General features: G+C 62.4%; 20 protein-coding genes. 11 read left to right on the forward strand and 9 right to left on the reverse strand.

Annotated elements, in window-relative coordinates:
* Window positions 1–90 precede the first annotated feature (90 nt).
* From QMO82_RS19515 to QMO82_RS19530, 4 genes are all read left to right on the forward strand, one after another.
* Window positions 91–2034, forward strand: coding sequence for a bifunctional UDP-sugar hydrolase/5'-nucleotidase (locus QMO82_RS19515; RefSeq protein WP_183609531.1), 1944 nt, complete (start codon window positions 91–93; stop codon window positions 2032–2034).
* 124 nt (window positions 2035–2158) lie between these two features.
* Entirely contained in the window at window positions 2159–3193 is a 1035-nt protein-coding gene (gene hemH, locus QMO82_RS19520; protein WP_183609530.1) for a ferrochelatase, read from the forward strand.
* A 181-nt stretch (window positions 3194–3374) separates the two neighbouring features.
* Window positions 3375–4415, forward strand: coding sequence for an SPFH domain-containing protein (locus QMO82_RS19525; RefSeq protein WP_183609529.1), 1041 nt, complete (start codon window positions 3375–3377; stop codon window positions 4413–4415).
* Window positions 4416–4418: 3 nt separating this feature from the next.
* Window positions 4419–4874 (forward strand): NfeD family protein, encoded by a 456-nt coding sequence (locus QMO82_RS19530; protein WP_126827131.1) that lies wholly within the window; start codon window positions 4419–4421, stop codon window positions 4872–4874.
* 14 nt (window positions 4875–4888) lie between these two features.
* Here QMO82_RS19530 and QMO82_RS19535 read toward each other — a convergent pair whose 3' ends face one another.
* Window positions 4889–5884, reverse strand: a complete 996-nt coding sequence (locus QMO82_RS19535; protein WP_183609528.1) for an SIS domain-containing protein — start codon at window positions 5882–5884, stop codon at window positions 4889–4891.
* Between the two features lie 143 nt (window positions 5885–6027).
* Here QMO82_RS19535 and QMO82_RS19540 point away from each other — a divergent pair, with 143 nt between their 5' ends.
* The gene (locus tag QMO82_RS19540; RefSeq protein WP_183609527.1) at window positions 6028–7566 is read left to right on the forward strand and encodes an outer membrane beta-barrel protein; all 1539 of its coding nucleotides are present in this window, start codon (window positions 6028–6030) and stop codon (window positions 7564–7566) included.
* Between the two features lie 121 nt (window positions 7567–7687).
* Here QMO82_RS19540 and galU read toward each other — a convergent pair whose 3' ends face one another.
* A complete protein-coding gene (galU, locus tag QMO82_RS19545; protein ID WP_183609526.1) occupies window positions 7688–8575 on the reverse strand; it encodes a UTP--glucose-1-phosphate uridylyltransferase GalU in 888 nt (295 codons plus the stop codon).
* 204 nt (window positions 8576–8779) lie between these two features.
* Here galU and QMO82_RS19550 point away from each other — a divergent pair, with 204 nt between their 5' ends.
* Window positions 8780–10003, forward strand: a complete 1224-nt coding sequence (locus tag QMO82_RS19550; RefSeq protein ID WP_183609525.1) for a lytic murein transglycosylase — start codon at window positions 8780–8782, stop codon at window positions 10001–10003.
* Between the two features lie 92 nt (window positions 10004–10095).
* Window positions 10096–11331 carry an SGNH family hydrolase gene (locus QMO82_RS19555; protein WP_183609524.1) on the forward strand — a complete coding sequence of 412 codons (1236 nt, stop codon included), beginning with the start codon at window positions 10096–10098 and terminating at the stop codon, window positions 11329–11331.
* A gap of 19 nt (window positions 11332–11350) precedes the next feature.
* On the opposite strand, the gene QMO82_RS19560 is transcribed toward QMO82_RS19555, so the two are convergent.
* The 3 genes from QMO82_RS19560 to gltB all read right to left on the reverse strand — a co-directional run bounded on the left by QMO82_RS19560 (window position 11351) and on the right by gltB (window position 18655).
* Complete coding sequence (locus QMO82_RS19560) at window positions 11351–11983, reverse strand: hypothetical protein (RefSeq protein WP_183609523.1); 633 nt, start codon at window positions 11981–11983, stop codon at window positions 11351–11353.
* 265 nt (window positions 11984–12248) lie between these two features.
* Entirely contained in the window at window positions 12249–13703 is a 1455-nt protein-coding gene (locus QMO82_RS19565; RefSeq protein ID WP_183609659.1) for a glutamate synthase subunit beta, read from the reverse strand.
* Window positions 13704–13930: 227 nt separating this feature from the next.
* Window positions 13931–18655 (reverse strand): glutamate synthase large subunit, encoded by a 4725-nt coding sequence (gene gltB, locus QMO82_RS19570; RefSeq protein WP_183609522.1) that lies wholly within the window; start codon window positions 18653–18655, stop codon window positions 13931–13933.
* 538 nt (window positions 18656–19193) lie between these two features.
* Between gltB and QMO82_RS19575 the strand changes: the two genes are divergently transcribed.
* Window positions 19194–20246: a low specificity L-threonine aldolase gene (locus QMO82_RS19575; RefSeq protein WP_183609521.1), complete on the forward strand. Its 1053-nt coding sequence runs from the start codon at window positions 19194–19196 to the stop codon at window positions 20244–20246.
* A gap of 47 nt (window positions 20247–20293) precedes the next feature.
* On the opposite strand, the gene QMO82_RS19580 is transcribed toward QMO82_RS19575, so the two are convergent.
* Window positions 20294–21148, reverse strand: a complete 855-nt coding sequence (locus tag QMO82_RS19580) for a LysR family transcriptional regulator (protein WP_183609520.1) — start codon at window positions 21146–21148, stop codon at window positions 20294–20296.
* Between the two features lie 48 nt (window positions 21149–21196).
* On the opposite strand from QMO82_RS19580, the gene QMO82_RS19585 reads away from it, so the two are divergent.
* Window positions 21197–22246 carry a bile acid:sodium symporter family protein gene (locus QMO82_RS19585; RefSeq protein ID WP_183609519.1) on the forward strand — a complete coding sequence of 350 codons (1050 nt, stop codon included), beginning with the start codon at window positions 21197–21199 and terminating at the stop codon, window positions 22244–22246.
* A 57-nt stretch (window positions 22247–22303) separates the two neighbouring features.
* Here QMO82_RS19585 and QMO82_RS19590 read toward each other — a convergent pair whose 3' ends face one another.
* Entirely contained in the window at window positions 22304–22774 is a 471-nt protein-coding gene (locus QMO82_RS19590) for an Hsp20 family protein (RefSeq protein ID WP_183609518.1), read from the reverse strand.
* Between the two features lie 404 nt (window positions 22775–23178).
* Between QMO82_RS19590 and QMO82_RS19595 the strand changes: the two genes are divergently transcribed.
* The gene (locus QMO82_RS19595; RefSeq protein WP_183609517.1) at window positions 23179–24153 is read left to right on the forward strand and encodes an alpha/beta fold hydrolase; all 975 of its coding nucleotides are present in this window, start codon (window positions 23179–23181) and stop codon (window positions 24151–24153) included.
* A gap of 45 nt (window positions 24154–24198) precedes the next feature.
* Here the strand turns inward: QMO82_RS19595 and hisN are convergent, their stop codons facing one another.
* Together hisN and QMO82_RS19605 are read right to left on the reverse strand one after the other, a co-directional pair.
* Window positions 24199–24972, reverse strand: coding sequence for a histidinol-phosphatase (hisN, locus tag QMO82_RS19600; RefSeq protein WP_183609516.1), 774 nt, complete (start codon window positions 24970–24972; stop codon window positions 24199–24201).
* A gap of 275 nt (window positions 24973–25247) precedes the next feature.
* Window positions 25248–26129 (reverse strand): N-formylglutamate amidohydrolase, encoded by an 882-nt coding sequence (locus tag QMO82_RS19605; RefSeq protein ID WP_183609515.1) that lies wholly within the window; start codon window positions 26127–26129, stop codon window positions 25248–25250.
* 188 nt (window positions 26130–26317) lie between these two features.
* On the opposite strand from QMO82_RS19605, the gene cpdR1 reads away from it, so the two are divergent.
* Complete coding sequence (cpdR1, locus tag QMO82_RS19610; protein WP_003542883.1) at window positions 26318–26680, forward strand: response regulator CpdR1; 363 nt, start codon at window positions 26318–26320, stop codon at window positions 26678–26680.
* Window positions 26681–26688: the final 8 nt, after the last annotated feature.

The raw sequence follows: 26688 nt of genomic DNA on the forward strand, positions 1-26688 counted from the left end.
AACATCCGCACGCCGGGAAACTGCCCCGGCGGATTGTGGAAGGGATCGGCGAGGATCGGGGGATCTCTCGCCTCAATCAGGAGAACAGGGATGACGAAGTCTTTCAGCTTCGGTCTTTTGACCGCGTCCATGCTGGCGCTGAGCGCGGGCGCCGCCTTTGCCGATTACGAACTCAATATTCTTCATATCAACGATTTCCATTCGCGCATCGAATCGATCAACAAGTTCGACTCCACCTGCTCGGCCGAGGAGGAAGGCAAGAAGGAATGCTTCGGCGGCGCTGCCCGCCTGAAGACCGCGATCGACCAGCGCCGTCAGGCGCTATCCGGCAAGAACGTTCTCCTGCTGAATGCCGGCGACAATTTCCAGGGCTCGCTGTTCTACACGACCTATAAGGGCGCCGCCGAAGCCGAATTCCTGAACCTGATGAAGTTCGACGCCATGACCGTTGGCAACCACGAATTCGACGACAGTGAAGACGGGCTTGCGACTTTCCTCGACAAGGTGCAATTCCCCGTCGTGACGGCGAACGTCAAGGCGACGGCCGCCTCCAAGCTCGGCGACCGCATCAAACCCTCGCTGGTGCTCGATGTCGGCGGCCAGAAGATCGGCATCGTCGGCGCCGTCACCAATGATACCCCCGAGCTGTCCTCCCCCGGTCCGAACGTCACCATCGCCGATGACGTCCAGAGCATCACGTCAGCCATCCAGGATCTGAAGGGCCAGGGCGTCAACAAGATCATCGCGCTCACCCACGTCGGTTATCCCCGCGATCTCGCTTTGATCGCCAAGATACCGGATGTCGATGTCGTCGTCGGCGGCCACTCCCATAGCCTGCTCTCCAATACCGACCCGAAGGCTGAAGGCCCCTACCCGACGATGGTCGATAATCCCGGCGGCTACAAGGTGCCGGTCGTTCAGGCCGCCTCCTACAGCAAGTATCTCGGCGATTTCGTCGTCAATTTCGACGACAACGGCGTCGTCAAGGATGCCAAGGGCGATCCGATCCTGATCGATTCCACCTTTACGCCCGATCCGGCCGTCGTTGCCCGCATCGCCGAACTGGCCAAACCGATCGAGGAATTGCGCAAGAAGGTGATTGGCTCCTCCGACAGCCCGATCGAAGGCGACCGCAAGGTCTGCCGCGTCAAGGAATGCTCGATGGGCAATCTGGTGGCCGACGCCATGCTCGACCGCACTAAGAACCAGGGCGTTACCATCGCCGTCCAGAATGGCGGCGGCCTGCGCGCTTCGATCGACGGCGGCGAGGTCACCCAGGGCGAGGTCATTACCGTCCTGCCGTTCCAGAACACGCTCGCGACGTTCGAGTTGACCGGCGCCGATGTCGTCAAGGCGCTCGAAAACGGCGTCAGCCAGATAGACCAGGGCGCCGGCCGCTTCCCGCAGGTCGCCGGCCTGAAATTCTCCTTCGACCAGTCGAAGCCCGTCGGCAGCCGCGTCAGCGAGGTACAGGTCAAGGACGGCGCCAATTTCGCGCCGATCGATCCGGCCAAGACCTACAAGGTCGCCACCAACAACTTCATGCGGGCCGGCGGCGACGGCTATTCGATCTTTAAAGAGGGCCTGAACGCCTATGACTTCGGCCCGGATCTTGCCGATGTGACCGCGGAATATCTGGCCGCCCATTCACCCTATAAGCCCTATACCGATGGCCGCGTCACAGAAATGGGCGCGACTGTAGCACAGGCGCCCGCTGCCGAACCCGCAGCACCTGCGCCGACAACCGAGCCCGCTCCTGCCCCCGCGGCACCCGCTGCACCAGCACCGGCTCCCGCACCCGCTGCACCGGCACCAGCAGCTCCCGCACCCGCTGCGGAACCGGCACCGGCAGCCTCCGCCCCTGCCGCGACAACACCGTCCACCCATGTCATCGCCGCCGGCGACACCTTCTGGGATCTCGCCGTGACCTTCTACGGCGACGGCACGCTGTGGCGAAAGCTTTCGGATGCCAACGGCAAGCCGAACCCGCATCACCTGACGGTCGGCAAGGAGATCGAGGTCCCCGCCAAGTAAGACGATTTGTCCCGATGCCGCTGGCCGGTCCGGGGTTTCCCGGGCCGGCTTTTCTTTCTATAGGGTGAACCACGATCTCGAGGCTGCGTATGAGCCGGCGGGACAAAAAGAGCGTTGGACCAGAATGACAGCAGATATTTCACTCCGCCCGGCGGACCATCCGGCCGTCAAGTCAGGCAAGATCGGTGTCCTGCTGGTCAATCTCGGCACGCCCGACGGCACCGATTACACGTCGATGCGCCGCTATCTCCGGGAATTCCTGACCGATCGACGCGTCATCGAATGGTCGCCGTGGAAATGGTATCCGATCCTGTTCGGCATTGTGCTCAACACCCGCCCGCAGAAGGTCGGCAAGGCCTATGAGCTGATCTGGAACAAGGAGAAGAACGAAAGTTATCTCCGCACCTACACCCGCAACCAGTCGGAACTGATGGCCGAGCGCCTGAAGGATATTGACAACGTCAAGGTCGACTGGGCGATGCGCTATGGCACGCCGTCGATCGCCGCGCGCATTGAGACACTGAAGCAAGAGGGCTGCGACCGTATCGTGCTCTTCCCGCTCTATCCGCAATATGCGGCGGCGACCACCGCCACCGTCAACGACAAGGCGTTCCAGAAGCTGCTCTCGATGCGCTGGCAGCCGGCGCTGCGCACCGTGCCTGACTATCATGACGATGAGGCCTATATCGAAGCGCTGGCCAAGTCGGTGGAACGGCATCTGTCGACGCTCGACTGGAAGCCGGAGATGCTGCTTGCTTCCTTCCACGGCATTCCGATGTCCTATTTCAAGCAGGGCGACCCCTACTACTGTCAATGCCAGAAGACCGGCCGGCTGCTGCGCGAACGGCTCGGGCTCAGCAAGGATAACTTCATGGTCACCTTCCAGTCGCGCTTCGGGCCGGAGGAATGGCTGCAGCCCTATACCGACAAGACGGTGGAGAAGCTCGCCAAGGACGGCGTCAAGCGCATCGCCGTCATCAATCCCGGTTTCGTCTCCGACTGTCTGGAGACGCTGGAGGAGATCGCCGAACAGGCTGCCCATTCCTTCCATGAGAACGGCGGCGAGAAGTTCGCGCATATTCCCTGCCTCAACGACGGCGAGGACGGCATGAAAGTGCTGGAAACGGTCGTTCGCCGCGAATTGCAGGGCTGGGTCTGAGAAATTTTTTTCAGAAAGCAGCGCCGCACGGATAGCTGGCGAAGCCCCGAATAACCCAACCGAGACGAAACCTCCGCCTCACACGGATGTGTGGCATCCGTGTGGCATTTCTTCCTCGCAAAGAACATGCTACCCCACCACATCAGTGTATGGGCGCATGCGCCGATAGGAGGAATTCTTCATGCTGTTCGGCGGCTTCGACATCGTCGTGATCGTGCTTGTCATCTTCGTCATCCTGGTGCTCTTTGCCGGGATCAAGACAGTGCCGCAGGGCTACCGCTATACGATCGAGCGCTTCGGGCGTTACACCCGCACGCTGGAGCCAGGCCTCAACCTGATCACCCCCTTCATCGAACGCGTCGGCGCCAAGTTGAACGTCATGGAGCAGGTGCTGAACGTGCCGACCCAGGAGGTGATCACCAAGGACAATGCCTCGGTTTCGGCTGATGCCGTCTCCTTCTATCAGGTGCTGAACGCCGCCCAGGCTGCCTATCAGGTCTCCAACCTCGAAAACGCCATCCTCAATCTCACCATGACCAACATCCGCTCAGTCATGGGCTCGATGGATCTCGACGAACTGCTCTCCAACCGTGATGCAATCAACGACCGGCTACTGCGCGTCGTCGACGAGGCCGTGCATCCCTGGGGCATCAAGGTCACCCGCGTCGAGATCAAGGACATCCAGCCGCCGCGCGACCTCGTCGATGCGATGGCCCGCCAGATGAAGGCCGAGCGCGAGAAGCGCGCCCAGGTGCTGGAGGCTGAAGGCTCGCGCAACGCGCAGATCTTGAGAGCCGAAGGCGCCAAGCAATCCGCCATCCTGCAGGCCGAAGGCCAGCGCGAAGCCGCCTTCCGCAACGCCGAAGCCCGCGAACGCTTGGCCGAGGCCGAAGCCAAGGCAACGAAGATGGTTTCCGAGGCGATCGCCGCCGGCGACATCCAGGCGATCAACTATTTCGTCGCCCAGAAATACACCGAGGCGCTGACCTCGATCGGTTCGGCGCCGAATTCGAAGATCGTGATGATGCCGATGGAAGCCTCTTCCATCCTGAGTTCGCTCGGCGGCATCGGCGCCATTGCCCGCGAAGTCTTCGGCGATGCTGGCAACAACCAGGCAGCGCCGCCGCCCCTGCCGCCGCGTCCGCGCCCCGCACCCGTCCGTTCGACGCCGCCGATCAATCCGCCGAACCCCAACCCTTTCAACCCCGATCCGGAGCGATAGGCCATGCTGGCGAAGATCATCGCCGAACTCGGACCGTGGAGCTGGTGGGTCGCCGGCCTCGTGCTGCTCGCCGCGGAAATGATCGTTCCCGGCTTCTTCCTGGTCTGGATCGGTCTTGCCGCCCTGATCGTCGGCGCACTGTCGCTGCTCTTCTGGGACAGTGCCTTCTGGGTCTGGGAGTTGCAGGCCATCCTCTTTGCGCTGCTTGCCGTCGCCACGACCTTCGCCGGCCGCCGCCTGACGCTGCGCAATGCCGAAACCGACGAGCCTTTCCTCAATCAGCGCGGCGAGAGCCTCGTCGGCCGCACGGCAACGCTGCACGAGCCGATCCGCGAGGGCCGCGGCCGCATTCGCCTCGACGATACGTTATGGCAGGTGATGGGACCCGATCTTCCTGTGGGAACGCAGGTGAAGGTGGTTTCGTGTCACGGCCGCGACTTGAGGGTCGAGCCGATCTGATCGGACAAGCCCGATCAGGCGACGCCGATCCGCAGCAGGTCGTGGAAATGCACCAGCCCGACCGGCCGGCGCTCTTCGTCGACGACGATCAGCGCGCCGATATGATGCTGGTTGAGCAGCGCCAGCGCCGCCGTCGCCAGCACCGTCGGCTTCACCGTCTTCGGCGTCTTCGTCATGATATCGTCGACGGCAAGCTCGGCCAGATTGCGTGTCAGGTTGCGCGCCATGTCGCCCTCGGTGACGATGCCGCAGAGCCGCCCATCTTCATCCAGCACGGCGACGCAGCCGAAATGCTTGCGCGACAGCACCGTGATCGCCTCCGGCATCGGCGTGCCCTTGGCGACGAGCGGCAGCCGCTCGCCGGTATGCATGACATCGGCGACATGCATCAGGCTGGCGCCGAGTTTGCCGCCGGGATGGAAGACGTAGAAATCCGTGGCGGTAAAGCCGCGTGCTTCGAGCAGCGCCACCGCCAGCGCGTCGCCGATCGCAAGCTGCATCAGCGTCGATGTCGTCGGCGCCAAGCCGTTGGGACAGGCCTCCTGCTCGTTCGGCACGAGCAGGATGATATCGGCGGCGGTCGCAAGCGAAGAACGTTCGCTGCAGGTGATCGCGATCAGCGGAATGGAGAAGCGCCTGGTATAGGAGATGATGCTCTTGAGCTCGGCGCTCTCGCCGCCCTTGGAAATCGCCAGGACGACGTCGTCCTGCGCGATCATGCCGAGATCACCGTGATTGGCTTCAGCCGCATGCACGAAAAAGGCGGGAGTTCCTGTTGAAGCGAATGTCGCTGCGAGCTTGGCGCCGATATGCCCGCTCTTGCCGACGCCGGTGACGATAACCCGTCCGGAGATGTCGCCGACGACTTCGACGGCCCGCGTGAAAGGACCGGCCAATCCATTGTCAAAAGCCTGTTCGAGCGCTTCAAGACCGCGTCTTTCGGTCTCTATCGTGCGTTTTGCCGATTCAAGCACGCTGTTTTCGACGAGGTTGATCGCTCTTCTGTTCATGAAGTTGCGTTAGACCTTTTCACTTTCCAAGTCCACCCCGCACTCTTTCCGAATTGTGAACAGTGCCCGCCGCCGGCAACGAATGATTAACCACGAGGCTTTACCTTTGGGTAAGAACCGAAAGCATGTCAGGCGCGAATTGCATGGGCCAGCCAAAACAGACGAGCAGTGTGACGCCGCTCCGCGCCATGAGCCGTGCCGTCTCTTTTGCTGCGTTCGGCTGCTTGCTTCTCAGCCAGACGGCAGCCCTAGCGCAGTCCGCCTCGGCAGGCACGGCAAACAGCCGCGCCGCCGCCTCCGAGAACGATCGCGCCACGAACAACGCCGCATCCGCCGCCGGTTTCGATGACGAGACCGGCGATACCGCCATTCCCACGGCAAACGGCACGACCGCGAATGCGGACGATGCCCAGAGGCCCGCCATACCCGACGCGCAATCCGGCGACGACATTACCGGCTCCATCCTCGACGAGGACATCCGCCGGCTGAACACCCGCGAAGCGCCGATCGACGAGACGCTGCCGCGCCGCAGGGCTGCCGAAAGCGCCTCGGCAGCCGAGACGCCGGGCATTCCGATCGGCACGTTCGTGCTCCGCCCGAGCGTCACCGAGAGCATCAACACCGAGACCACCAAGGACGGAAATACCAGGCAGCGGCGCGCCTTCCTCGAAACCGATGCGGCCGCGACCCTGACCTCCGACTGGGGCCGGCACCAGCTGACCGTAACCTCGGAAGGCGCCTGGCAGCGGAATATCAGCGGCGAAGGCGAAGAGCAGCCGTCCTTCAAGGTCAATGGCGACCTCAGGTTGGACCTTCCCGACGATACGGTTGCCCATCTTACCGCCGGTTATAATTTCTACCGGGAAGATACAGACGACCCCGACGCCATTGCCGATGCCTCGCAGCAATCCGACGTGCAGGAGTTCACCGCCGGCGCCTCCGTCCAACGCGATTTCGGCATCCTGCGCGGCACGACGGCCCTGGCGCTGAGCCGCTCGATCTATTCCGATGCCACGCTTTCGAACGGCACGACCGTTGCCCTCAGCGACCGAGACCAGACGACGGGCACGCTGCGCGGCCGCGTCGGCTATGAGCTGTCACCCGCGCTCATCCCCTTCATCGAAGCCTCGATCGGCCGTACCGTCTATGACGAAACGCGCGACTCCGCCGGTTATGAACGTTCCGGCCATAGCTATGGCGCCAAGGCGGGCGTCGAGGTCGATCTCGGCGAAAAACTGAAGGGTGAAGTCGGTGTCGGCTACGAGATGGCAAATTTCGAAGACAGCCGCCTGTCGTCGATCGACACGGCCACGCTCGATGCGAGCCTGCTCTGGTCGCCGATCCGGGGCACCGACGTCAATCTCGACCTGCAGACGAGCATCCAGCCCTCGACCACAGCAGGCGAAAGCGGCTACGTCTCGCACGCGCTGACGACGACGGTCACCCATCAGCTGCGCGACAATCTGGTCGGGACGATGATCGGCGGGGTGACGTGGCGCGATTATCCCACCGACAGCACCATCAACGACGAACTCGTCTATACCGCGTCGACCGGACTGACCTGGAATATCAACCGTTATCTCGATCTGACCAGCACGCTCGGCTACGAGCTGACGACGCGGAAGGAAGGGACCGATTCGCAGCAATGGCGGGCCGGCGTCGGCCTCAAGCTGAAACGCTGATGCATGTCGCCCAAAAGTGCGAAGCGGTTTGGGGCAACGATAGGCATAAAACAAAGAACCAAGACGCCGCGCATCTGGCAGGATACGCGGCGCTTTATCATTTACATGCTGTGCGGGAAGCTTACCTCAGACCGGCCAGCAATTCCTTGAAGCCGTCTTCGACGGTTGGACGGATATCGGCACGTTCGAGGGCGAAGGCGACGTTTGCCAGGATGAAGCCGTCCTTGGCGCCACAGTCGTAGGTCGTGCCCCGGAAGTGGTAACCGGCGAAATCCTGTTCCTTCAGCAGCTTCAGCATGCCGTCGGTGAGCTGGATCTCGTTGCCGGCACCGCGCTCCTGGGTTTCGAGGATCTTGAAGATCTCCGGCTGCAGGATGTAGCGACCGTTGATGAAGAAGTTGGACGGCGCCGTCCCCTTGGCAGGCTTTTCCACCATGCCGGTGATGCGGAAGCCTTCACCGATCGCCTCGCCGACGCCGACGATGCCGTATTTATGCGCCTGGTCGGGCGCGCATTCCTCCACGGCGATGATGTTGCCGCCGCTGTGGGCATAAAGGTCGATCATGCCCTTCATGCAGCCCTTGTCGCCCTTCATGATCATATCGGGCAGCAGCAGCGCGAAGGGCTCGTCACCGACGATCTCGCGGGCGCACCAGACGGCGTGGCCGAGGCCGAGCGGCTCCTGCTGGCGGGTGAAGCTCACCGTGCCTGCCTTCGGCAGTTGCTGGGCGAGAAGGGTTATCTCCGCCTTCTTGGCGCGCTCGCGCAGCGTCTGTTCCAGCTCAAAATGGATGTCGAAATAATCTTCGATGACGTGCTTGTTGCGCCCGGTAACGAAAACCAGATGTTCGATCCCGGCTTCGATCGCCTCATCGACGACATACTGAATGATTGGCTTGTCGACGACGGTCAACATTTCCTTCGGAACAGCCTTTGTCGCCGGCAGGAATCGCGTCCCCAATCCGGCCACCGGAAATACTGCTTTACGAACTTTGTTGTGTTGAGCCACACCGGCCTCCTGCTTCGATCATATCGCTTTGGAAATAGGGCTTTTTAGCCTTAACTAGTATAGAATTGCTACTGTTTTGCAATGGTGACCGCAGCGGTTCGCTATGGTAAAGAATTTGTTGACTCCGTTCCTGTAGTCTTGGTTCTGGCGCGGACATGATGCCTCGCTGTCCCCGGAAACTGAAGATGACGGATACGACTGTCGATGACCCAGAATCACAAAAACTCCCTTCGTGGTCTTGCTCTCGCCCTCATTGTCGCCGCCCAGGTGGGGCTGGTCCCCGACAACGCTAGAGCTGATTCCCGGTTCCAGAAATGGATCGCGGATTTTTACCAAACAGCCGCTCAGAGTGGCATCAGTAAGGCAACCTATCAAAAGGCCTTTTCCGGGGTGAGCGAGCCTGATCCGACCGTACTCGAAAAGGCCGCCTACCAGCCGGAATTCACCTCGAAGATCTGGGACTATGTCGATTCCCGCGTCAATCCCTATACGGTCAAGATCGGCCGCCAGATGGCCATCAAACACGCAAGAACGCTCGATGCGATCGAGCGGCGATTCGGCGTCGACAAGACCATTCTGCTCGCCATCTGGTCGATGGAATCGAATTATGGCGCAATCCTCGACAAGGACGACCGGCTGCACTACGTGCCGCGCGCGCTGGCAACGCTGGCCTATGCCGATCCGAGCCGCGCCAAATTCGCCAAGAAGCAGCTGGTCGCCGCGTTGAAGATCCTGCAGAACGGCGACGTGCCGGCCCGCGAAATGACCGGCTCCTGGGCCGGCGCCATGGGCCACACCCAGTTCATCCCGACAAGCTATCTGCTTTATGCTGTCGATGCCGACGGCAACGGCCATCGCGACATCTGGAACTCGGTGCCCGATGCGCTGGCGACCTCGGCCAATCTGCTGATGAAGAACGGCTGGGACACCGGCAAGACCTGGGGCTACGAGGTCGTCGTTCCCGCCACAGCCGCCAAGCTGGTCGGCAAGACGCACACCCTGGCCCAATGGGCGGCACTCGGCCTGACACGCCCGAATGGCAAGGCCTTCCGCGAAAGCGCCAGCAAAGCCGTGCTGAAGATGCCGGCTGGACCCAGCGGCCCGGGCTTCCTGATGACCGCCAACTTCTTCACCATCAAGAACTACAATGCCTCGGACAGCTATGCGCTTGCCGTCGGCCTGCTCGCCGACCAGATCGCCGGCTACGGCGGCATGCAGCAGCGCTGGCCGCGCCCGGACGGCGCGCTTGATATCACCGAGAAATTCGAGCTGCAGACCCGTTTGAAGACGCTCGGCTATTACGATGGCGAGGTCGACGGCAATTTCGGCTCGGGTTCGAAGGCGGCGATATCGGCCGTGCAGTCGCGCATCGGCATGCAGCCGGACGGCGAGCCGTCGCTGCCGCTGCTGAACGCACTTCGTCGCTAGAATACACGCCAAAAAGCAAGTGCGGATTGGAAGCGGCAGAACCGTGACCTAGATAGTAGCGGGAGTGGACGCTGGCCTACCCCGCGTGCAAGATGCCGGCAGATGCGGAACTGCCCATGACGACGAAAACAGATCGGACCCCAATCCGTTGGCTTGCGCTCGCCCTGGCGGCGGCCTTGCTATGCCTTGGCGTGTCTGCGCCGGTGCATGTCGCCGAAGCCCAGGAACAGCGTTACCAGCGCCGTTCGATCCTCGATTTTTTCCTCGGCCGGCGCTATCTCGAGGACGGGCCGCAGACCCCGGACGTCCAACAGCCGAGGCGCCAGCAGCGCAAGCGCCCGCCGGCGCAGAAAGCCATCGTCAATACCCGCACCGCGCCGCCGGTCCGCGCTCCCGTACAGGAAGAGCCGACCGTCCAGAAGCTCGGCGACGCCCGCAAAATCCTGATCGTCGGCGATTTCCTGGCCAGCGGCCTCGGCGACGGCCTCACCGCCGCCTTCGAGACCTCGCCGGGTGTCGTCGTCGAAGCCCGCGGCAATGTCTCATCGGGCCTCGTCCGCGACGATTATTACGATTGGCCGGAACAGCTCCCGAAGATGATCGACGAGCTGAAGCCGGCCATGGTTGTCGTCATGATCGGCGCCAACGACCGCCAGCAAATGGTGACCGATACCGCCAAGGAGAAATTCCGCACCGACGGCTGGTTCAGCGAATACCGCCGCCGTGTCCTCTCCTTCGGCAAGGAAGTCACCGACCGCAAGATCCCGCTGCTCTGGGTCGGCCTTCCCGCCTTTGAATCCGATCAGATGACGGCCGACGCCGTCCAGATGAACCAGCTCTACCGCAACCAGGTGGAAAGCATCGGCGGCGAATTCGTCGACATCTGGGATGGTTTCGTCGATGAAAACAGCAATTTCATTGTCACCGGTTCGGATGTGAACGGCCAGCAGGTGCGTCTGCGCACCTCCGACGGCATCAACCTGACCCAGGCCGGCCGGCGCAAGCTCGCCTTCTATGTGGAAAAACCGGCGCGACGTCTTCTCGGCACGCAGGCAAGCCCGGATCTGGTGCGCCTGGACGAAAGCAACCTGCCCGGTCTCGGCCTTCCCGCCAATCCGGTCGAACATACCGTGCCGATCAGCCTCTCCGATCCCAATCTCGATGGCGGCGCCGAGCTTCTCGGCGCCAGGCCGCCGCCCATCACTTTGACGCGATCGCCGCGCGACCTGTTGGTCGAGCAGGGCGAAATGACGGCAGCACCTCCCGGCCGCGTCGATGATTACCGCCTGCCTGCGGCAAAGACACCGGCCGAAGTCTCGGTGAAATGAAAGGGCCTCTTCGTTCCGTTTACTTCGCCGCCGCCTGCGGCCAGCTCAGATAATAATAGTCCGAGCCGATCAGGCCGAAGTAGGCGCTGCTGTCGTTCGTCTGGTCGACATAGCTGCCGTTCTCCTTGACAAAGGCGCCGTCGGCGCCGCGCGCGAGATGCGTGTCGAGAAAATCGCTCCAGCCGCTGACGTCGATTGCCTTGCCTGCCTTGCTCTCGGTGTCCGCCTCATCGGGATCGTCGACGTCCCAGCCGGCAATCGACACGCCCTGCGTCGGATCGGAGATGGTGAGCGTTCCAGCTTCGAGGGCGGCCAGCATGTCGTGGGCCTTGCCGCTCTTGCCTTCGGCCGCAGCCGCATCCTGCAGCTGCCGCTTCAGCTTCGCCATGAAGGAGGCGCTGGTGACGTCGGCGCCGTCCCCGGTCGCTTCGGTCTCATCAGACGCATCACCCTGGGATGAAAGTGTGTCGAGCAGTCCTGACAGGGCGTTGTTGGAAAGCAGCGAGGCGGAGCTCGAATCGAGCCCGTAGCTGCTGAGGATACTGGCCGCCGACGAACTCTGCGCATCCTGCGAACTGTCGTCGGAGGTCCGAAGGTTTTTCAGGGCATATTGGGCCGAAACCAGCCGGGTGCTGTCAAGTGCGGAAACCATTTGGATAATCCTTGTCGATCATCCGCGACGGTCAATATCCCCTTGCGCCGCGGCCGATGGTGAAATGCCTTGCGGCCGAAACGGCGGGGGCACGTCCGTTGCGGTCGCCGCCGGCTCCTCCTGAGCCCGCGTCCGGCGGAAAATCTGGCTTCCCGGCATTGCTTGAGGCTTGCGGCGCAGGCAGGCGCGTCAAGCGGTCGCACCATGAAAAAACTCCGCCGGAAGGGCGGAGTTCGTTTCTTGCAGAACGTGTGCTGCCCGCTGATCAGTTCGGCAGAACGGTTGAGCCCATCAACGCCTCGTCGATCGCGCGCGCCGCCTGGCGGCCTTCGCGGATCGCCCAGACCACCAGCGACTGGCCGCGGCGCACGTCGCCCGCCGTCCAGAACTTGTCGATCGAGGTCTTGTAGTCACGGTCGTTGGCGACGACGTTGGTCGAGCCGCGCTTGTCCGTGTTGAGCACCAGCTTGCCGTCGAGTTCCTTCAACACGCTTGATGTGAAAGGCCCGCGGAAACCGATGGCGATGAAGGCAAGATCGGCGCGGATGACGAATTCCGTGCCCGGAACCGGCCGGCGGCGCTCGTCGACCTCGCAGCACTTGACGCCGGTCAGCACCCCGTCTTCGCCGACGAATTCGAGTGTGGCCACCTGGAATTCGCGCACCGCACCCTCGGCCTGCGAGGAGGAGGTGCGCATCTTCGTCGCCCAGAAGGGCCAGACGGCAAGCTTGTCTTCCTTCTCCGGCGGCTGCGGCCGGATGTCGAGCTGGGTGACCTTGACGGCGCCCTGCCGGAACGCCGTGCCGACACAGTCCGAAGCCGTATCGCCGCCGCCGACGACGACGATATGTTTGGCGCCGGCCAGGATCGGGTCCGACGGCCAGCCGACGCTGTCGATGTTCTCGCGCCCGACGCGGCGGTTCTGCTGCACGAGGTAGGGCATCGCATCATGCACGCCGGCAAGATCCGTGCCCGGAATTCCCGCTTCGCGCGGCGTCTCGGAGCCGCCGCAATAGAGGACGGCGTCGTGATCGGCGAGCAGTTGCTCGACCTTGACGTCGACGCCGACATTGACGCCGCAATGGAAGGTGACACCCTCGCCCTTCATCTGCTCGACACGACGGTCGATGAAGTTCTTCTCCATCTTGAAATCGGGAATGCCGTAGCGGAGCAGGCCGCCGGGCTTGGTCTCGCGCTCGTAGAGATGAACGTCGTGGCCGGCGCGGCCGAGCTGCTGGGCAGCCGCCATGCCGGCAGGGCCGGAGCCGATGACGGCAACCTTCTTGCCGGTATGGACCGTGGCCGGCTGCGGCCGGATGAAGCCGAGCTCATAGGCCTTGTCGGCGATCGCCTGTTCGACCGTCTTGATGGCGACCGGCGCGTCCTCGAGATTCAAAGTGCAGGCTTCCTCGCAAGGAGCCGGGCAGACGCGGCCGGTGAACTCGGGGAAGTTGTTGGTCGAATGCAGGTTCTGGATCGCCGCTTCCCAATTGTTGTTGTAGACGAGGTCATTCCAGTCGGGAATCTGGTTGTGAACCGGGCAGCCGGTCGGGCCGTGGCAATAGGGAATGCCACAGTCCATGCAGCGTGCGGCCTGTTTCTGCACTTCCGGGTCCGACATCGGGATCGTGAACTCGCGGAAATGCCGGATGCGATCCGACGCCGGCTGGTACTTCGCCACCTGTCGGTCGATTTCCAGAAACCCTGTTACCTTGCCCATCTCTTCGTCCCTTACCCTCATGACCGCCTCACCGCGGCCAGTTGTCTGTCGTCAGTCCCCGGTGTTCCGGGCGGGTTGCTTGTCTTGACCGTCATTGGAACAGATCTCCTGAAGGACACCGCGCGATCCGGACGGTCCATCGCCGTCGTCATGTTCGTCACGAGTCATCGAGATGTTTCCGTCATCCGCCATCTGCGGTCGGCAGATGGCGAATGCTCCGGTTCAAATCATTCCGCGGCGATGCCCATCCGGCTGCGCTCCATTTCCTCAAGCGCACGCCGGTATTCCACCGGCATGACCTTGCGGAACTTCGGACGATAATCGGCCCAGTTGTCCAATATCTGCTTGGCACGGGCCGAACCCGTATAGTGCAGATGGTTGGAAATCAGCTGGTAGAGACGCTCCTCGTCATGACGCGTCATGTCACCCGAGACGTCGACGCGTCCCTTGTGCATGAGATCGCCGCCGTGATGATGCAGCTTCTCCAGCATGTCGTCCTCTTCCGGCACCGGCTCGAGCTCGACCATCGCCATGTTGCAGCGGCTGGCGAAATCGCCGGTTTCGTCGAGCACGTAGGCGACGCCGCCGGACATGCCGGCCGCGAAGTTACGGCCCGTGGCGCCAAGCACGACGACAACACCGCCGGTCATATATTCGCAGCCATGGTCGCCGACACCTTCGACGATGGCGATCGCACCGGAATTGCGCACGGCGAACCGTTCGCCCGCCACGCCGCGGAAATAGCATTCGCCCTCGGTCGCACCGTAAAGCACGGTGTTGCCGACGATGATCGAGTTTTCGGCGACGATCCGCGAATTCTCCGGCGGCCGGATGATGATCTTGCCGCCCGAAAGCCCCTTGCCGACATAGTCGTTACCATCGCCGATCAGGTTGAAGGTGACGCCGCGCGCCAGGAAGGCGCCGAAGCTCTGACCTGCCGTGCCGCGAAGCGTCACATTGATTGTGTCTTCCTTCAGCCCGCGATGACGGTAACGCTTGGCGACCTCGCCGGACAGCATCGCGCCCGCCGAACGGTCGACGTTCTTGATGTCGACCTCGAAGGCGACGGGCGTCTTGGCGGTCAGCGCCGGCTGTGCCTGCTCGATCAGCACGCGGTCGAGAATATCGTCGATCGGGTGCTGCTGCCGGCTCGTCCAGAAGGTCTCCTCCTTGGGAGCGTCGACCTTGTGGAAGATGCGGCTGAAGTCGAGGCCCTTGGCCTTCCAATGCGCCAGCATTTCATCCTTCTCCAGCAGCTCGGAAGCGCCGATGATCTCGTCGAGCCGGGTGAATCCGAGCGAGGCGAGGATTTCGCGCACTTCGTTGGCCACGAAGAAGAAGTAGTTGATGACGTGCTCCGGTGTGCCCTTGAAGCGCTTGCGCAGCACCGGATCCTGCGTCGCCACGCCGACCGGACAGGTGTTGAGATGGCACTTGCGCATCATGATGCAGCCGGCCGCGATCAGCGGTGCGGTAGCGAAACCGAACTCGTCGGCGCCGAGCAGCGCCCCGATGATGACGTCACGGCCGGTCTTCAGACCACCATCCACCTGCAGCGCGACGCGCGAACGCAAGCCGTTCAGCACCAGCGTCTGCTGGGTTTCGGCAAGGCCGATCTCCCAGGGGCTGCCGGCATGCTTGAGCGAGGTCAGCGGCGACGCGCCCGTGCCGCCGTCGAAGCCGGCAACCGTGATGTGGTCGGCGCGCGCCTTGGCGACACCGGCGGCAACCGTGCCGACGCCGACTTCGGAGACCAGCTTGACCGACACATCCGAGGTCGGGTTGACGTTCTTCAGATCGTAGATCAGCTGCGCCAGATCTTCGATCGAATAGATGTCGTGGTGCGGCGGCGGCGAAATCAGGCCGACGCCCGGCGTCGAGTGACGGGTCTTGGCGACCGTCGCGTCGACCTTGTGTCCGGGCAGCTGGCCGCCTTCGCCGGGCTTTGCGCCCTGCGCCACCTTGATCTGCAGCACGTCGGCATTGACGAGATATTCAGTGGTCACGCCGAAACGGCCCGACGCGATCTGCTTGATCGCCGAACGTTCCGGGTTCATCGAACCATCGGCGAGCGGCATGTAGCGGTCGGATTCCTCGCCGCCCTCGCCGGTGTTCGACTTGCCGCCGATCCGGTTCATGGCGATCGCCAGCGTCGTATGCGCCTCGCGGGAGATCGAGCCGAAGGACATTGCCCCCGTCGAGAAACGCCTGACGATATCTGCCGCCGGCTCGACCTCGTCGATCGATACCCGCTTGCGGCCGAGCGCCTCGGCGCTCTTGACGTTGAACAGCCCGCGGATCGTGTTCATGCGCAGCGCCGAATTGTTCACCATCTCGGCGAATTCGCGGTAGCGATCCTCGGCATTGCCGCGCACGGCGTGCTGAAGCGCCGCAACCGCATCCGGCGTCCAGGCATGGCTTTCGCCGCGCATGCGGTAGGCATATTCGCCGCCGATATCCAGCGTCGTCGCCAGCAGCGGATCCGTGCCGAAGGCCGCATTATGGCGGGCAACGGTCTCTTCGGCGATTGCTTCGAGGCCGATGCCTTCGATCATCGTCGCGGTCCCGAAGAAATACTTGTCGATGAGTTCGGACGACAGGCCGATCGCATCGAAAATCTGTGCCCCGCAATAGGACTGGTAGGTCGAGATGCCCATCTTCGACATGACCTTGAGGATGCCTTTGCCGACCGCCTTGATGTAGCGGTAGACGACCTCGGAAGCATCCACTTCCTTGGGAAATTCGCCCTTGGCATGCATGTCGAGCAGCGTATCGAAGGCGAGATAGGGGTTGATCGCCTCGGCGCCATAGCCGGCGAGCAGGCAGAAATGGTGCACTTCGCGCGGTTCGCCGGTCTCGACGACGAGACCGACCGAGGTGCGAAGCCCCTTGCGGATCAGGTGATGGTGGACGGCGGCTGTCGCCAGCAACGCGGGAATCGCGATTCTATCCGGCCCGATCTGGCGGTCGGAGAGCACGATGATGTTGTAGCCGCCCTTGACGGCCGCTTCCGCACGGTCGCAGAGCCGGTCGAGCATTTCGGGCATGCCTTCGGCGCCGCGCTCGATATCATAGGTGAAATCGAGCGTCTTGGTGTCGAAACGGTCCTCCGTATGGCCAATCGAACGGATCTTTTCGAGATCGCCGTTGGTCAGGATCGGCTGGCGGACCTCGAGCCGCTTGGCGTTTGCCGCGCCCTCATGATCGAGAATGTTCGGCCGCGGCCCGATGAAGGAAACGAGGCTCATGACCAGTTCCTCGCGGATCGGGTCGATCGGCGGGTTCGTCACCTGCGCGAAGTTCTGCTTGAAATAGGTATAGAGCAGCTTCGGCTTTTCCGACATGGCCGAGATCGGCGTATCCGTGCCCATCGAGCCGATCGCTTCCTGGCCGGTCGTCGCCATCGGCGACATCAGGATACGCGTATCCTCGAGCGTGTAGCCGAAGGCCTGCTGGCGGTCGAGCAGCGACACGTCGCGGCGCAGCGCCCGCGGCTCCACCGGCTTCAGTTCTTCGAGGATAAGCTGGGTGCGATCGAGCCAGCTGCGATAGGGATGCGCCGTCGCAAGCTGCGACTTCACCTCGTCGTCGGAGATGATGCGGCCTTCTTCCATGTCGATCAGCAGCATCTTGCCCGGCTGCAGGCGCCACTTCTGGATGATCTTCTCCTCGGGCACCGGCAGCACGCCGGCTTCGGAGGCCATGATAACGCGGTCGTCATCGGTGACGAGGTAGCGCGCCGGCCGCAGGCCGTTGCGGTCGAGCGTCGCGCCGATCTGCTTGCCGTCGGTGAAGGCGACGGCAGCCGGCCCGTCCCACGGCTCCATCAGCGCCGCATGATATTCGTAGAAGGCCTTGCGTTCGGCCGCCATCGACTGGTTGCCGGCCCAGGCTTCCGGGATCAGCATCATCACCGCATGCGCCATCGAATAACCGCCGCGCACCAGGAATTCGAGTGCGTTGTCGAAGCAGGCCGTATCCGACTGGCCCTCATAGGAAATCGGCCAGAGCTTGGAGATGTCCTCGCCGAACAGCGGCGAGGAGACCGACGCCTGACGCGCCGCCATCCAGTTGACGTTGCCTCGCAGCGTGTTGATCTCGCCGTTATGGGCGACCATGCGGTAGGGATGCGCGAGCTTCCATGACGGGAAGGTGTTGGTCGAGAAGCGCTGGTGCACCAGGGCGACCGCGCTTTCGAAACGCGGATCCGACAGGTCCTTGTAATAGACGCCGACCTGATAGGCCAGGAACATGCCCTTGTAGACGACCGTCGCCGACGACAGCGACACCGGATAGAAATTGCTCTCCTCGCCGTCGAACTCGTCATAGATGCGGTTGGAGATCACCTTGCGCAGCGTGAACAGCCGGCGCTCGAACTCGTCGTTGTTTTCGGCATCCTCGCCGGCGCCGATAAAGACCTGCACGTGATGCGGCTCGGTGGCAGCGATGTCGGGCGCTTTGGAGAGCGACGAATTATCGACCGGCACGTCGCGGAAGCCGATGAAGACCTGGCCCTCTTCGGTGATGACGTCGCTGATCACCTTCTTGAAATGCTCGATCTGCTTTTCATCGCGCGGCATGAAGATATGGCCGACGCCATATTCGCCGGCCGGCGGCAGGGTAATGCCCTGCTTGGCCATTTCCTCGCGGAAGAAGCGGTCGGGGATCTGCACCAGGATGCCGGCGCCGTCACCCATCAGCGGATCGGCGCCGACGGCGCCGCGATGCGTCAGGTTCTCGAGTATGAAGAGGCCGTCCTTGACGATCTGGTGCGACTTTTGGCCCTTCATATGCGCGACGAAGCCGACGCCGCAGGCATCATGCTCGTTGCGAGGATCGTAGAGGCCCTGTTTTTTCGGCAGGCCGGAGGCGGATTTGGACGTATTGGCCGTGGCGCGCACCTTAGCAGCAGCAAACCGGTCAAATTCCATGGATGGCGTCTTCGTCATCATCTTTCCTCCTGTCGAAGCCCGCGGGGCCGCGGGCGGCTTTTCGTCTCGCGCCGCAACCAGAATAGGTTCGGCGCATGACAGCGCTGTTGCATTGTGAAGATCGGCCGCAGACATCTGCTTCTTCGGGAAAGCAAACCGTCGCGTTCCGCGCCTGCCATTTGCCCCCGCACGCCGCCCGTCCACGGGGTTCGACGCTCGCAAGAACTATAGCGTGAAAGCCCGTCTGTTCCAGGGTTTTCGGCACCTCTTCGGCCGCAAGGGCCAAAATAGGACAGCAACGCTGTCCTAATTCATCTGTTCTATGCCAGAAAGCATTCGGCTCCGCAAGAGCACGCCTTCAAAAAACGACAATTTGCGACGGAAGATTACGGGATCGGTCGCCGCAGCGAAATAAAATTACGCACCAAGGCATTATTTTGTTTATTGATTGCGTAGTTCAATTTTTGTGATGCGTCAGGGGCAGCAGCCTTGATCCTGTGAAGCTTTGGCGTAATCTCCCCCCTCGGCCCTGCCAAACCCTTCCTTCCCAGGTTCCCTCATGTTCTTTGCTTCCGATAACTGGGCCGGCGCCCATAGATCCATTGCCGAACGTCTGCTGGCGGAATCGGCCGGTTTTGCTCCAGCCTATGGCGCCGGCGATCTCGACAAGAAGGTCGAGGCCCGCTTCTCCGAGATCTTCGAGCGTGAGGTTTCGGTTTTCTTCGTCGCCACCGGCACCGCCGCCAACTCCCTGGCGCTGGCGAGCGTCCAGCGCCCCGGCGGCATTACCTTCTGCCATTCGGAAGCCCATGTAATCGAGGATGAATGCGGCGCGCCGGAATTCTTCTCCGGCTCCGCCCGCCTCGTTGCCGTCGACGGCGAAGCCGGCAAGATCGATCCCGCCGGACTCTCGGCAAAGATCGCGCATTATCCCGAAGACGCCCTCCGTCATGGCCGCGCCAGCGCGGTGACGATCACCCAGGCAACCGAGATCGGCACCGTCTATTCGCTGCCGGAGATCGGCGAGATCGCCGCCATATCAAGAAAACGCAATCTGCCGCTCCATATGGATGGCGCCCGCTTCGCCAATGCGCTGATCGCGCTCGACGCCACTCCGGCCGAAATGACCTGGAAGCGCGGCGTCGACATGCTCTCCTTCGGCGGCACCAAGAACGGCTGCTGGTGTGCGGAGGCGATCGTCTTCTTCAATCCTGATCAGGCTCGGGAAATGCCCTTCATCCGCAAGCGCGCCGCCCAGCTCTTCTCCAAGTCGCGTTTCATCGCCGCCCAGTTCGATGCCTATTTCGAAAACGGCCTCTGGCTCGATCTCGCCCGCCATTCGAACGGCATGGCCGACCGCCTGCGCGCCGGGATCAGAGACAATGCCGCCGCCCGCCTCGCCTGGCCGACCGCCTCCAACGAAGTCTTCGCCGTCGTCGGCAAGAATGCAGCAAAGGCCGCGGAGGAAAGGGGCGCAAAATTCTACGAATGGCCGGTGCCGGCGGCAACGCCCGAGCTCGTTTCCGAAAACGAGATCCTGATCCGCCTCGTCACCAGCTTTGCGACGACGGAAGCGGAGGTGGATGGTTTCCTGAAGTGCCTGGCCGCCTGAGCGCGGGAAGGCCGGCCTCCGGCGGGCCTTTTGGTGACGGCCGTGGCTTACGCCGACCTCAGCCTCCTCACCTTTTGCAGAATATCGTCCGAAAGGGCGGCGACCAGCGCCTGATCCGCGCCCTTGCGCGGCACCAGCACGAATTCCACATCTTCCAGCACCGGAAGTTTTGCCACGGCGATCTCTTTCAGCCCCGAGGGCGCCATGCTGCGCGGCTGCACCAGCACGCCCATCCCGGCCCGCGCCGCCGCCGTCAATCCGCTGAGGCTCCCGCAGGTGCAGACGATCCGCCACGCCACGCCGTTCCGTGCCAGCGCCTCGAGCGCGATCGCCCGCGTGACGCTCGGCGGCGGAAAGGCGATCAGCGGCAAGAGGCCGGAGGCGAGCACATGCTCCGGATCGCGCGCCAGCCAGACGAGCGGTTCGCGATAGACGAGTTTTCCGCGTGCATCGCCGAGCCGCCGCTTGGCGAGCACCAGATCGACTTCGCCATTGTCCTGCATCTCGTAGAGAACGCCCGATAATGCCACCGTCAGCTCCAAGTCGACGGAGGGATGTGACCGAACGAAATCCTCCAGCACCGCCGGTAACTGGCTGGTGACGAAATCCTCCGACACCCCAAGCCGGAGGCTGCCGCGCAGGCTGTTGCTCCGAAACAGTGACTGTACCTGCCCCTCGATCGACAGCATGCTGCGCGCATGCGACAGCAACGCCTCGCCATCGCCGGTCAGTATGACCTTATGCGTATCACGCGCCAGCAGCTTGCGCCCGAGGGCCGCCTCCAGCCGCTGGATGTGCTGGCTGACCGTCGACTGGCCGAGGCCGAGTCTTTCCGCGGCGAGCGTGAAACTGCCCATCTGCTCGACGGCAACGAAGCTACGCAATTGCGAGAGGTCCAGCATGAAGATCCAGTTTCTTAATAACTGTTATTCCTTGCATCCTGGATCATAATGCACGACAAAACAACGACTGTTTTATCACGCCGCGAGACTGCCATGCGTAAATTTCTGCCTGACACCTTCACGATCCTGCTCGTCTGCACCGTCATTCTCGCCTCGCTGCTGCCGGCGCGCGGCACCTTCGCGGGGTATTTCGGCATCGCCACCGATCTTGCCATCGCGCTGTTGTTCTTTCTGCATGGCGCCCGGCTCTCGCGCGACGTCGTCGTCGCCGGCCTGTTGCACTGGCGCCTGCATCTCGCCATCCTGCTGACGACCTTCGGCATCTTCCCCTTGCTTGGCCTGGGGCTCGGAATGATCCCCGACACGATCCTGCCGCAGCCGCTTTATCTCGGCATCCTCTTCCTCTGCGTGCTGCCGTCGACGGTGCAGTCGTCGATCGCCTTCACCTCGATGGCGGGCGGCAACGTGCCTGCCGCCATCTGCTCGGCCTCGGCGTCCAACATCTTCGGCATGTTCCTGACGCCGCTGCTCGTCGGCCTGCTGTTTTCCGTCGGCGGCCATGGCGGCTTCTCCTTCGACGCGCTGGAGCAAATCCTGCTGCAGCTGCTGGCCCCCTTCATCATCGGCCAGATCCTGCAGCCCTGGATCGGCGACTGGATCCGCGCCAAGAAGAAGATCCTGATGCCGGTCGACCGCGGCTCGATCCTGATGGTCGTCTATCTGGCCTTTTCGACGGCTGTGGTCGAGGGCCTGTGGCATACCTTCTCGATCGCCGATATCGCCGTCGTCATCGTCGCCGATATGGTCCTTCTGGGCATCGTGCTTGTTTCGACGATGTTCGGCAGCCGCTGGCTGGGCTTCGACAAGGCCGATGAGATCACCATCACCTTCTGCGGCTCGAAGAAGAGCCTGGCAAGCGGCGTGCCGATGGCAAACGTCATCTTCGCCGGCCAGTCGATCGGTGCGATCGTTCTGCCGCTGATGCTCTTCCACCAGATCCAGCTGATGGTTTGCGCCGTCATCGCCCAGAAATACGCCGCCGCCGCGGCCCGCCGCGCAACAGAAAAAGAGATAGAGGAAGCCGCCAGCCCGGCCTGAGCCGCAAAAAAACGGCGCCCCGATCGGAGCGCCGTCCATTTACCCATAAGGGATCAATCAGCCGTTGATGATCTGCGCCTCGATGGCCTTCGGAGCCTCGACCGGTTCTGCCGCAATCGCGATCTTGCGGGGCTTCATGGCCTCGGGAATATTGCGCAGAAGGTCGATATGCAGCAGGCCGTTCTTCAGCGAAGCGGCAGTTACCTCGACATGGTCGGCAAGCTGGAAGCGGCGCTCGAAGGCACGCTTGGCAATGCCGCGGTAGAGGAATTCGCCGCCTTCGGCAGGCTCTTCGTTCTTTTCACCCTTCACGGACAGCACATGGGCATGGGCTTCGATCGAAAGTTCGGTCTCGTCGAAACCGGCAACCGCCATGGTGATGCGATAGGTGTTTTCACCCGTGCGCTCGATATTATAGGGCGGATAGGTCGGCGCCTGCTCCGGCTGGGCAAGGCTGTCGAGCATGGTGAAGAGCCGGTCGAAACCGACGGTGGAACGATAAAGGGGAGAGAAGTCTACGTGACGCATGATGTCCTCCTGTGGAAGCGACGTGTTGCGATGGAATGCCCCTGAAACCCCATTTTTGGCGGCCTCGGGACGGTTGCGCGGGCCCTTTTCGGCGCCCGCAAAAAGGAGATGGTGATGGGATTTGACGAGTTCAAGACCTTTCCGGAATCGCCTTGATCGGCCCGTGAACCCCGCATGAACGACCGGTTCGGAGCGCGTTCAGGCGCATCCGCTAGAGATTGCAGCGTCGGGTGAATCTGGTCCCGATGGCTGAAGTGCATCGTCCCTTCTTCTTCAGTCTCAACTTCGGCCGGCCGCGAGCACCCTCATGCTCCTGCCGGCCCTTTTCCCCACCGCTTTCCAATCCGGATGCCGTGCGCTATCCCTGAAGGCGAAGCAGTCAACAGCGGCGCATTGGCAAAGTCATGGATCAGGTTCTCTATTCGACGCCCGACAATCCCGCCCCGGAAAACCGCTCGGCGGGGTTCTTTGAAACCCATGACGGCCACCAGTTGCGTTACGCCGTCTTCCGCTCGAGTGCTCAGGTTGCCAGAGGCACGGTCGTCATCCTGCATGGCCGCAACGAATATATCGAGAAATACTTCGAAACGATCCGCGACCTGACGGCCAGAGGCCTCTGGGTCGCCACCTTCGACATGCGCGGCCAGGGCGGTTCGCCGCGGCTCCTGAAGCGCCGCAACCACGGCCACATCCGCCGCTTTGCCGATTACGAACGCGACCTCGACACCTTCCTCGAAAAGGTGGTGCTGCCGGATACCCGCCTGCCATTCTACCTGCTCGCCCATTCCACAGGCGGGCTGATCGCGTTGTCCGCCGCTCCCTATCTCACCACCCGTATTGATCGCATGGTGCTGTCGGCGCCCTTCATCGGCCTGACCGGCCAGGCGGCTTCGCCCCGCGTCATCCGCGCTCTGGCAGGCACGCTGACGGCCCTCGGCCTCGGCTTCCTGCCGCTGACGTCGAAACTGAAGGAGCCGGATTTCCTCGACAACCCGCTGACCTCGGACGAACACCGCTTCGAGCGCAATGTCGCGATGATGAAGGCCCATCCGGAACTGACGCTTGGGCCGCCGACAGCCCGCTGGCTGATCGAGGCTTTTCGGACGATGGACCGGGTCACCTCGCCCTACCATCTCTTCTCGATCACCATCCCGACCATCGTCATCGCCCCGACGCGAGACGGTGTCGTGCCCTACACGGCGCAGGAACGGCTCTCGCGTTATTTCCGCGCAGGCCAGCTGGTGCCGATCAACGGCGCCCGCCATGAGATCTTCCAGGAACGGGATACCTACCGCGCCGCCGCCCTTGCCGCCTTCCACGCCTTCATTCCCGGCAGCGATGCCGAGGAGAACCAGGACGTCGCCGCCCTCGGCACGTGATATCGGAGCAGATTGCTGACCGAGGGATCGCTGGTGGCCGAGGGATTAGCGTTGCAGGACGGCGATCGCCTGCTCGTAGACCGCCCGGCTGCCGGCGGCGATAATCGAGCCGCCGTTTTCCGGCCGCCCTCCGTCCCAGGTGGTGATGATGCCACCCGCCCCCTCGATGACGGGAATGATCCCGCCGACATCATAGGGCTTCAAGCTGTTTTCGATGACGAGATCGATATGGCCGGCGGCAAGCAGCGCATAGGCGTAGCAGTCGCAGCCGTAGCGGAAGAGCCGCACTTGGCTCTCGATCTCACGGTATTTCTCCATCTCCTCGCCGACGAAGAGATGTGGTGAAGTGGTGAACAGGATGGCGTTCGAAAGCGCGTCGCATTGCCGTGTCTTAAGCCGCCGTTCCCCCTCCGGCCCGGTATAGATCGAGCCGTTCTGGTCGGCGAAATAGCGCTCGCCGGTAAAGGGCTGCTCGATCATGCCCATGATCGCCCTGCCCTCTTTCTGCAGGCCGATCAACGTTCCCCACACCGGCACGCCGGAGATGAAGGCGCGCGTACCGTCGATCGGATCGATCACCCAGACATAGTCGCGGTCGAGCCCGACATTGCCGTGTTCCTCGCCGAGAATGCCATGGCCGGGGAAACTCTCCTCGATCAGCGCCCGGATGGCGAGTTCGGCGGCCCGGTCACCCTCCGTCACCGGGTCGAAACCGGAGGAAAGCTTGTTGGTGACATCGAGGCCGGAGCGGAAGCGCGGCAGCGTCTCGGCCCTGGCGGCCTCCGCCAGACGATTGAAGAACGAGCGGTCAGGAAGCATGATCAATCCGTTTAGCTGGCGGGAATGGTGCTTTTCATAGCGAAAAGCAGCGGGAATGCAAACGCAGCAGGCAATTCCAGCGACGCTGCCCAAAGATGTCGCAGCGCAATATATTGCTTGACATTTGTGCAATGCAATAGTAGCGTCCTTCTTACAGTCTTCTGACTGTAAATACCCTCCTTGGGTGTTTCCTCCCTAGACTTAGGCCGCCTCACGGCGGTCTTTTTTTGGCCGGGAAGACGACGGCCAGGCGTCAGCGAAATCGAAAAAGAGATTTATTCGGCTGCCAGCGCTCGATCGCCGGAGAATTTCTCGACGTAATCCGCCATCTGCTGCATGAAGGCGGTGACGGCATCGGCCACCGCGGCAAAATCCGCGCGTTTGTCCAGCGTCACTTCGTCGACATAGATCGCCCGGTTCACCTCGATCTGCAGCGCATGCAGGCCGCGCGAAGGCCGACCGTAATGTTCGGTGATGAAGCCGCCGGCATAGGGCTTGTTGCGGATCGCCGCGAAGCCCATTTCCTCGAGGATGGCGATGGCCGCCCGAGACAGTTCGGCCGACGCGCTGGTGCCGTAGCGATCGCCGATGATGAAATCGGGCCGCGCGGTGCTGCCGGCGACGCGCACATTGCCGGGCATCGAATGGCAGTCGATCAGCACGCCGAAGCCGAACTGCACATGCGTTCGCGCGATCAGCCGGCGCAGCGTCGCATGATAGGGCTTGTAGACCGCTTCGACCCGATCGAGTCCCTCCTGCACCGGCAGGCGCCGCGCATAGATCTCCATGTTCTCGGCAACGATGCGCGGAATGGTGCCGAGCCCGCCTGCCACCCTCAGCGAATTGACATTGGCATAGGGCGGCAACAACCCGTCGAACATGCGCGGATCGAGCTCGTAGGGCTCGCGATTGACGTCGAGATAGGCGCGCGGAAAGTTGGCCGCCAAGAGCGGTGCGCCGAGTGCGACCGCCGAACCGAAGAGCTCGTCGACGTAATGATCCTCCGAACGGCGGATGGCGATGCCCTCGAGCCTGGACTGGGCGATAAATTCCGGTGGATAAATGCGGCCGCTATGAGGGGAGTTGTAGACGAAGGGAATGGTCTGCGACACGGGCTCATGAACCTCAAAAAGCTCGTATTCGCGTATTTCCGGCACTTTCGGCCCTCTTTACCATGTCATGAACTGGCTGCTTTGCACATGTTGCCAGTTGCCCGGCCTCAAGTCCATACTATGTGGAAGGGATGGCGGTCGCGTACAGGCAATTCACCGGTTGTTTACCGGGTAAAGACTAGTGTAAACGGCGGGCAGCCCACCAAAAACTTATTGATCAGCGGTCTGGATTGATGACTCAGAAGATACTTCTCGCCGAAGACGACAACGACATGCGCCGCTTCCTGGTGAAAGCGCTCGAAAAGGCCGGTTACAAGGTCCTTTCCTATGACAATGGCGCCAGCGCCTATGACCGGCTGCGCGAGGAACCGTTTTCCCTGCTGCTGACCGATATCGTCATGCCCGAGATGGACGGCATCGAGCTGGCGCGCCGCGCCACCGAGCTCGACCCCGACCTGAAGGTGATGTTCATCACCGGTTTCGCCGCCGTGGCGCTGAACCCTGATTCGAAGGCGCCAAAGGATGCCAAGGTCCTTTCCAAGCCTTTCCACCTGCGTGATCTCGTCGACGAGGTCAACAAAATGCTTGCCGCGTAAGGCTTGCC

Origin of the sequence: Rhizobium sp. BT04 (assembly GCF_030053135.1) — a bacterium.
GTDB classification, from domain to species: domain Bacteria; phylum Pseudomonadota; class Alphaproteobacteria; order Rhizobiales; family Rhizobiaceae; genus Rhizobium; species Rhizobium binxianense.

Bases quoted from the DNA above. Each gene is read 5' to 3' on its own strand.
- QMO82_RS19515 (WP_183609531.1), top strand. From the start codon at position 91: ATGACGAAGTCTTTCAGCTTCGGTCTTTTGACCGCGTCCATGCTGGCG.
- hemH (WP_183609530.1), top strand. From the start codon at position 2,159: ATGACAGCAGATATTTCACTCCGCCCGGCGGACCATCCGGCCGTCAAG.
- QMO82_RS19525 (WP_183609529.1), top strand. From the start codon at position 3,375: ATGCTGTTCGGCGGCTTCGACATCGTCGTGATCGTGCTTGTCATCTTC.
- QMO82_RS19530 (WP_126827131.1), top strand. From the start codon at position 4,419: ATGCTGGCGAAGATCATCGCCGAACTCGGACCGTGGAGCTGGTGGGTC.
- QMO82_RS19535 (WP_183609528.1), bottom strand. From the start codon at position 5,884: ATGAACAGAAGAGCGATCAACCTCGTCGAAAACAGCGTGCTTGAATCG.
- QMO82_RS19540 (WP_183609527.1), top strand. From the start codon at position 6,028: ATGGGCCAGCCAAAACAGACGAGCAGTGTGACGCCGCTCCGCGCCATG.
- QMO82_RS19550 (WP_183609525.1), top strand. From the start codon at position 8,780: ATGACCCAGAATCACAAAAACTCCCTTCGTGGTCTTGCTCTCGCCCTC.
- QMO82_RS19555 (WP_183609524.1), top strand. From the start codon at position 10,096: ATGCCGGCAGATGCGGAACTGCCCATGACGACGAAAACAGATCGGACC.
- QMO82_RS19560 (WP_183609523.1), bottom strand. From the start codon at position 11,983: ATGGTTTCCGCACTTGACAGCACCCGGCTGGTTTCGGCCCAATATGCC.
- QMO82_RS19565 (WP_183609659.1), bottom strand. From the start codon at position 13,703: ATGGGCAAGGTAACAGGGTTTCTGGAAATCGACCGACAGGTGGCGAAG.
- gltB (WP_183609522.1), bottom strand. From the start codon at position 18,655: ATGATGACGAAGACGCCATCCATGGAATTTGACCGGTTTGCTGCTGCT.
- QMO82_RS19575 (WP_183609521.1), top strand. From the start codon at position 19,194: ATGTTCTTTGCTTCCGATAACTGGGCCGGCGCCCATAGATCCATTGCC.
- QMO82_RS19580 (WP_183609520.1), bottom strand. From the start codon at position 21,148: ATGCTGGACCTCTCGCAATTGCGTAGCTTCGTTGCCGTCGAGCAGATG.
- QMO82_RS19585 (WP_183609519.1), top strand. From the start codon at position 21,197: ATGCACGACAAAACAACGACTGTTTTATCACGCCGCGAGACTGCCATG.
- QMO82_RS19590 (WP_183609518.1), bottom strand. From the start codon at position 22,774: ATGCGTCACGTAGACTTCTCTCCCCTTTATCGTTCCACCGTCGGTTTC.
- QMO82_RS19595 (WP_183609517.1), top strand. From the start codon at position 23,179: ATGGATCAGGTTCTCTATTCGACGCCCGACAATCCCGCCCCGGAAAAC.
- hisN (WP_183609516.1), bottom strand. From the start codon at position 24,972: ATGCTTCCTGACCGCTCGTTCTTCAATCGTCTGGCGGAGGCCGCCAGG.
- cpdR1 (WP_003542883.1), top strand. From the start codon at position 26,318: ATGACTCAGAAGATACTTCTCGCCGAAGACGACAACGACATGCGCCGC.